The 7,055-nt window shown below is 66.5% G+C and carries 4 protein-coding genes; 3 read left to right on the forward strand and 1 reads right to left on the reverse strand.

The genetic code is table 11. The annotated features are described in order from the left end of the window. Positions 1 to 91: 91 nt before the first annotated feature. Positions 92 to 1,921, reverse strand: coding sequence for a hybrid sensor histidine kinase/response regulator (locus tag ACYP5B_RS12770; RefSeq protein ID WP_318234639.1), 1,830 nt, complete (start codon positions 1,919 to 1,921; stop codon positions 92 to 94). Between the two features lie 148 nt (positions 1,922 to 2,069). Between ACYP5B_RS12770 and ACYP5B_RS12775 the strand changes: the two genes are divergently transcribed. The 3 genes from ACYP5B_RS12775 (at position 2,070) to lspA (ending at position 6,656) form a co-directional block, all read left to right on the forward strand. Beyond that, entirely contained in the window at positions 2,070 to 3,077 is a 1,008-nt protein-coding gene (locus ACYP5B_RS12775) for a bifunctional riboflavin kinase/FAD synthetase (protein ID WP_400092764.1), read from the forward strand. Between the two features lie 148 nt (positions 3,078 to 3,225). Further along, a complete protein-coding gene (gene ileS, locus ACYP5B_RS12780) occupies positions 3,226 to 6,117 on the forward strand; it encodes an isoleucine--tRNA ligase (RefSeq protein WP_459569863.1) in 2,892 nt (963 codons plus the stop codon). Further along, on the forward strand, positions 6,117 to 6,656 hold the full coding sequence (lspA, locus tag ACYP5B_RS12785; protein WP_459569864.1) for a signal peptidase II: 540 nt from the start codon (positions 6,117 to 6,119) through the stop codon (positions 6,654 to 6,656). The genes ileS and lspA overlap by 1 nt, the downstream gene beginning before the upstream one ends. Positions 6,657 to 7,055 lie beyond the last annotated feature (399 nt).

Here is a 7,055-nt window from a genome sequence, read left to right on the forward strand (position 1 = left end):
TGGCGACGCCAGCCGATCAACCGTGCAGGCGACAAATAAAAAATGGGCCAGCGCGTCATGCGCCGGCCCATTTTTTTTAGGCATGCGCGGCTCAGGCGGGCCGCAGCCAGCGCCGGAGCAGCAGCCTGAGCGCGGCCGGATCGACCGGCTTGGGCAGCACGAAGTAGCCAGCCTCCTCGGCCGCCGCCAGCGCGGCGGATTTCAGGTCGCCCGACAAAAGCGCACTGCGCGCCTGCGGCTGGGTGTTCTGCCAGCGCTCCAGCAGGTCCAGGCCGTTCTCGCTGCCGGGCAGGCGCAGGTCGCAGAAGATGATGTCCGGCTTGAGCCCCTGGAGGAACAGGCGGTCGGCATCCGCGCCGTGCGCGGCGCAGGCAACCTCGATGCCCCACGCTTCCATCAGCGCGATCCACGCCTTGCGGATCTGGGTGTCGTCGTCGACCACCAGCACGGTGCCGCGCAGGTGGTCGGGCTTGGCGTCCTCGGCCTGCGCATTGGCCCGCACGGTACGGATGGTGGCCACGGTCTCGGCCGCCACCGGCGCCAGCGAGAACCAGAACACCGATCCCCGGCCCGGCACTGAGCGCACGCCATAGGTGCCGCGCATCAGCCGCACGCATTCCTTGAAGATCGCCAGCCCTAGCCCCAGGCCCTGTGAGGGGTCGCGCTGCGGGTTATGCACCTGGTAATACGGCGAGAAGATGTCCGGCAGATGCTCGGGCGTAATCCCGGCCCCGGTGTCCCACACTTCCACGCGGATATGCTTGCGGCGCTCGCGCGCGGTCACCAGCACGCCCCCGCGCCGGGTGTAGCGCAGGGCGTTCTGCACGAGATTGAACAGCGCGCGGCGCAGCAGCACGGGCTCGGCCATGGCGTACAGCTCTTCGGGCACGCGCGGGGTCAGGGTCAGGCCGCTCTCGCGCGCGTCGGCGGCGAACTGGCTCATGACCTCGCTGATCAGGTGGCTCAGCTCGCACGGCTCCAACGTGGGCAGCACTTTGCGGCCCTCGAGCTTGGACAGATCCAGCAGCGAACGGAACAGCAGGTCGATGGTCTGGGTGCCGGCGGCCACCTGCTCCACCAGCGGATGGAGCGAGGACGACTTGTTGCGGGCGCGCAGCGCCTCCACCAGCATCACCAGCGCATGCACCGGCTGGCGCAGGTCATGGCTCGCGGCGGCCAGGAAGCGCGACTTTTCCTCGCTGGCATGCAGCGCCCTCTCCTTTTCCTCCTGGAATTGCTTGGCCAGCCTGCGGCTGTCGCTTTCCAGCTGGATGGCCCGCACCAGCGTGCGCTGCAGGTTCAGGGCATGGCGCGTGAGCATGATGGCGTAGACCACCAGCAGCAACTGCACATAGGTGCCATGCCCCGGGAACGCGTACTCGGCCAGCAGGATATTGGGCACCAGGATCGGGATGCCGGCATAGACCAGGTTGGACGGCACCGGTGACTGCGCGGTGACGCCGCCCGCCAGCACGCCAAGCGCCAGCAGGTACAACACGCTGGAGAAGACGGTGGAGCCGGTGTAGAGATGCAGCAGCGCGGAGCTGCCCCAGGTCAGCCCGGTCAGGAAGGCCATCGCCCGCATATTGGCCCACCATTTGCGTGTGTGCGCCGAGCGGCTCATGGTGGCGCAATCGCGCAGGTAGCCGAAGTAGAACCAGCTGGTGGCCGCGGTCAGCACCAGCATGACGCCGCACCAGCCCACCAGGGCGCTGTGATCGGCGGCCGACCAGAAGGCGATCGCGGTCAATGCCGGAAGCACCACCGAGGCGACGATGGCGGTGGGGGAGACGCGATGGATGGTCGCCAGCAGCTTGGCCCGCGTTTCGGTATCGAGCGGAGGCCCTGGCGGCGGCAGGATTCGGTTTAGCAGCGCGTTCAAGGGAGGGCTGGGGGCAGCGAGTGCGATCCGCCATATCATGCCGCCTTTTGGGGCACAACGCCACGACAATGGGTCGATCCGTGCACAAAAACGCCAGTGCCGGCATGCCCGCCACCGCCGCCAGGCCAAACTTGTCCACCATTCGCCTTATAATGCTCGCTTTACCCAAACGCTTGTTGCCGTCCTCGTGAAAGTCTTCCGTGGCCTGCCCAACGCCGAAAGCCGGGCGCCCTGCGCCCTTACCATCGGCAATTTTGACGGTGTGCACCGCGGCCACCAGTCGCTGCTCGCCCGCGCGCGCGCCGCGGCGGATGCACGCGGGCTGCCGCTATGCGTGATGACATTCGAGCCGCATCCGCGCGAATTCTTCACGCCGGACAAGGCGCCAAGGCGCATTGCGCTGCTGCGCGACAAGCTGGAAAGCCTGCGCCGCAACGGTGTCGACCGCGTGGTCGTTGAGCACTTCAACGCACACTTCGCCGCGCAATCCCCACAAGCGTTTGTCGAGAACGTGCTCTGGCACGGCCTGCACACGCGCTGGCTGCTGGTCGGCGACGACTTCCGCTTCGGTGCCAGGCGCGCCGGCGATTTCGCCTATCTGCAACAGGCCGGCGTCCAGTTCGGCTTCGACGTTGAGCAGATGGGCTCGGTCTCCGAAGGCGGCGTGCGCATCTCCAGCTCCGCCGTGCGGCAGGCGCTGGGCGATGGCGATCTCGAACACGCGCGCCGCCTGCTTGGCCATGGCTATGCCATCAGCGGGCATGTGGTCCACGGCCGCAAGCTCGGGCGCGACCTGGGCTTTCCCACCATCAACCTGCGCATCTCGCACAAGCGGCCGGCTGTCAACGGCATCTTCGTGGTGCAGGTGCATGGGCTGGCCGACCACGCCATACCAGGCGTGGCCAGCATCGGCGTGCGCCCGACCATCGAAGATGCCGGCCGGGTGCTGCTGGAAGTGCACCTGTTCGACTTCAAGCAGAACGTCTACGGCAAGCTGGTCCGGGTCGAGTTCATGAAGAAGCTGCGCGACGAAGCCCGTTTCGACGGGCTGGAGGCGCTGACCGCCGCCATTGCCAAGGACAGCGCGGACGCCCGCGCCTTCTTCGGCCTGACCGTGCCGGGCTCGCCCGAGGGCACGCCCCCGGCAGCGGGCAGCCGCGACTTCGCCACCTCCGCCACCGACCGAATTAGCTAGCGCCCCGTTCCCGCGCGGCGGGACCCGGGTCGCTACCCCAACCCGAAGCCAGGCCGCGGCACCCTCCGCAGCCGGTCCACGCCGTACCGCGCGCCCGCACCCAGCCGAGCTAGTGCCGCGCGCCAACTGAATTGCCCCGAGAATCGACATGTCCAACGACAAACGCGCCAAGCCCGAAAAAAGCAAGTACCCGGTCAATCTGCTCGAGACCCCCTTCCCGATGCGCGGCGACCTGCCCAAGCGCGAGCCGCTGTGGGTCAAGCAATGGCAGGACAAGCAGCTCTACAAGAAGATCCGGGCCGCTCGCATGGGCGCCAAGAAGTTCATCCTGCACGATGGCCCCCCGTACGCCAATGGCGACATCCACATCGGCCACGCGGTCAACAAGGTCCTCAAGGACATGATCGTCAAGGCGCGCGGCCTGACCGGGCTGGACGCCGTCTATGTGCCGGGCTGGGACTGCCACGGCATGCCGATCGAGATCCAGATCGAAAAGCAGTTCGGCAAGGGCCTGCCGGTGCAGGAAGTGCAATCGCGCGCCCGTGCCTACGCCACCGAGCAGATCGCCCGCCAGAAGCTGGACTTCGAGCGCCTGGGCGTGCTGGGTGACTGGGAACACCCCTACCTGACCATGAACTACAGCAACGAAGCCGACGAGCTGCGCGCGCTGGGCAAGATCATGGAAAAGGGCTACGTGTTCCGCGGCCTGAAGCCGGTGAACTGGTGCTTCGACTGCGGCTCGGCGCTGGCCGAGGCCGAGGTCGAGTACAAGGACAAGACCGATCTTTCCATCGACGTGGGCTTCCCCTTCGCCGAGACCGACAAGCTGGCGCACGCCTTCAAGGTGCCGGCCGAGCAACTCGCCGCCAAACCCGGCTGGATCGTGATCTGGACCACCACGCCGTGGACCATCCCGTCCAACCAGGCGCTCAACGTGCATCCGGAGGTCGAGTACGCGCTGGTCGATACCCCGCGCGGCTTCCTGCTGCTGGCCACCGAGCGCGTCGAAGAACAGCTCAAGATCTACGAACTGGAAGGCAAGGTGCTGGCCACCACCACCGGCGCGGCGCTGTCGGAAATCCGCTTCCACCACCCGCTGTCCAAGATGGACGCGGGCTACGACCGCCTGTCGCCGGTCTACCTGGGCGACTACGTCACCACCGATACCGGCACCGGCATCGTGCACTCGGCGCCGGCCTACGGCGTGGAGGATTTCCAGTCGTGCAAGGCGCACGGCATGAACGACAGGGACATCATCAGCCCGGTCATGGGCGACGGCGTCTATGCCAGCACGCTGCCGCTGTTCGGCGGCCAGAAGATCTGGGATGCCAACCCCAGGATCGTCGAAGTGCTGAAGGCCTCGGGCAACCTGTTCAACTCGCACAAGTACACCCACAGCTATATGCACTGCTGGCGTCACAAGACGCCGATCATCTACCGTGCCACCTCGCAATGGTTCGCGGGCATGGACGTGGATCCGGTCAATGACGACGGCAGCAACGGCCCGACCCTGCGCGAAACCGCGCTCGCCGGCATCGAGGCAACCGAGTTCTACCCGGCCTGGGGCAAGCAGCGCCTGCACAACATGATCGCCAACCGGCCCGACTGGACCCTGTCGCGCCAGCGCCAGTGGGGCGTGCCGATGGCCTTCTTCCTGCACAAGGAAACCGGCGCGCTGCACCCGCGCACGCCGGAGCTGCTGGAGGAGATCGCCAAGCGCGTGGAAGCGCACGGCATCGAAGCCTGGCAGACGCTGGATCCCAAGGAACTGCTGGGCTCCGACGCCGCCCTGTATGAAAAGAACCGCGACACGCTCGACGTCTGGTTCGACTCCGGCACCACGCACTGGACCGTGATCCGCGGCTCCCACCGCGAAGACCTGTACGACGCGTCGGCCGACCTGCCCGACGGCCGCCTGGCGGACCTGTACCTGGAAGGCTCTGACCAGCATCGCGGCTGGTTCCATTCGTCGCTGCTGACCGCGTCGATGCTGTACGGCAAGCCGCCCTACAAGGCGCTGCTGACGCACGGCTTCACGGTCGACGGCGAAGGCCGCAAGATGTCGAAGTCGGTCGGCAACACGGTGTCGCCGCAGGACGTGTCGAACAAGATGGGCGCCGAGATCATCCGCCTGTGGGTGGCCTCGACCGATTACTCCGGCGAGCTGTCGATCTCCGACGAAATCCTCAAGCGCGTGGTGGAAGGCTATCGCCGCATCCGCAACACGCTACGCTTCCTGCTGGCCAACCTGGCCGACTACGACCACGCGCAGCATGCGCTGCCGGCGTCGGAATGGCTGGAAATCGACCGCTACGCCGTCGCCCTGACCGGCCGCCTGCAACAGGAAATCCTGTCGCACTACGACGGCTACGAGTTCCACCCTGTGGTCGCCAAGCTGCAGACCTTCTGCTCGGAAGACCTGGGCGGCTTCTACCTGGACGTGCTGAAGGACCGCCTCTACACCACCGCGGCCAACTCGAAAGAGCGCCGCGCCGCGCAGAACGCGGTGTACCACATCACCCAGGCCATGCTGCACTGGATGGCGCCGTTCCTGTCGTTCACGGCGGAAGAGGCATGGCAGATCTTCGGCCATGGCACCGAGCACACCGACACCATCTTCACCAGCACCTACTACGAAGTGCCGGCGATCGACCAGGCCGACGACCTGCTGCAGAAGTGGCATGTGATCCGCGAAGCCCGCGCCGAAGTCACCAAGCAGCTCGAAGCGGTGCGCGTGGACGGCGAGATCGGTTCCTCGCTGCAAGCCGAAGTCACCATCCAGGCCGGTGGCCCGGTGCTGGCCGCGCTGCAGAGCCTGTCCGATGACCTGCGCTTCGTGCTGCTGACCTCCGCCGCCAAGGTAACGCCGGCGCCGGAAGGCGGCGACCTGCTGGTCACGGTGACGCCCTCGGTGCACGCCAAGTGCGAGCGTTGCTGGCACTACCGCGCCGACGTCGGCCGCGACCCGGCCCATCCCACCCTCTGCGGCCGCTGCGACAGCAACCTGTTCGGCGCCGGTGAACACAGGAGCCATGCCTGATGGCCGCTACCACCACGCGCACCGTGCGCGGCACCAAACGCGCCAGCAGCAAGGGCTCGAAGGGCAGCAACACCACGCCACTGCTGTGGATGGCGTTCGCCCTGCTGGTGATCGTGCTCGACCAGTTCTTCAAGATCGTCATCGTGCGGACCTTCGCCTACGGCGAATCCCGCCCGGTGACCCGCTTCTTCAACCTGGTGCTGGTCTATAACAAGGGCGCCGCCTTCAGCTTCCTGGCAGACGCCGGCGGCTGGCAGCGCTGGTTCTTCACCGGCCTGGGCGTGTTGGTGGGGCTGTTCATCATCTGGATGCTGTACCGCCATACCGGGCAGCGCCTGTTCTGCTTCGCGATCTCGCTGATCCTTGGCGGCGCCATTGGCAATGTGGTGGACCGCGTGGTGTACGGCCACGTCGTCGATTTCCTCGACTTCTACGTGCGCAACTACCACTGGCCGGCGTTCAACGTGGCGGACTGCGCCATCACCGTGGGCGCTGTGCTGCTGATCGTCGACGAACTACGGCGCGTTCGCCGGCACTGAGGCCGCACCAACGTTCCAGCTGCGCCCGCTTCATGCGGGCGTCAAACCGCTGACAAACCTGATGCACAAGCTGAAGCCGCCGAACAGGCCAAAGCCGCGCATCGTGACGACGTCCTTCGCTCCCTCTCCCCTCAGGGGGAGAGGGGTGGCTCGGAGCCACTTGAAGCGAAGCCTTCGGTCTTGTCCCGCACACGGCCGCATAGCCAGCGCCCGCCCTCTCCCCCGGTTGCACTCCCACAAGTGGGAGGGGGGAGCAAACCGGCGGGAATGGAGAACCATTCGGTGTAGCCGTGATTTCCGCCGCCCAGGCGGAAATCACCCAAGAGCGATGCGAAGCGAGCCGTCAAGGTTTGAATCTCCCGTTATGCGGCGCCTCGTCGGCAAGCCAAAAGAGCGGAA

This window comes from Cupriavidus sp. 8B, assembly GCF_054589115.1.

Coding starts and splice junctions, on each gene's coding strand:
- ileS (WP_459569863.1), top strand. CDS start 3,226: ATGTCCAACGACAAACGCGCCAAGCCCGAAAAAAGCAAGTACCCGGTC.
- ACYP5B_RS12770 (WP_318234639.1), bottom strand. CDS start 1,921: ATGATATGGCGGATCGCACTCGCTGCCCCCAGCCCTCCCTTGAACGCG.
- lspA (WP_459569864.1), top strand. CDS start 6,117: ATGGCCGCTACCACCACGCGCACCGTGCGCGGCACCAAACGCGCCAGC.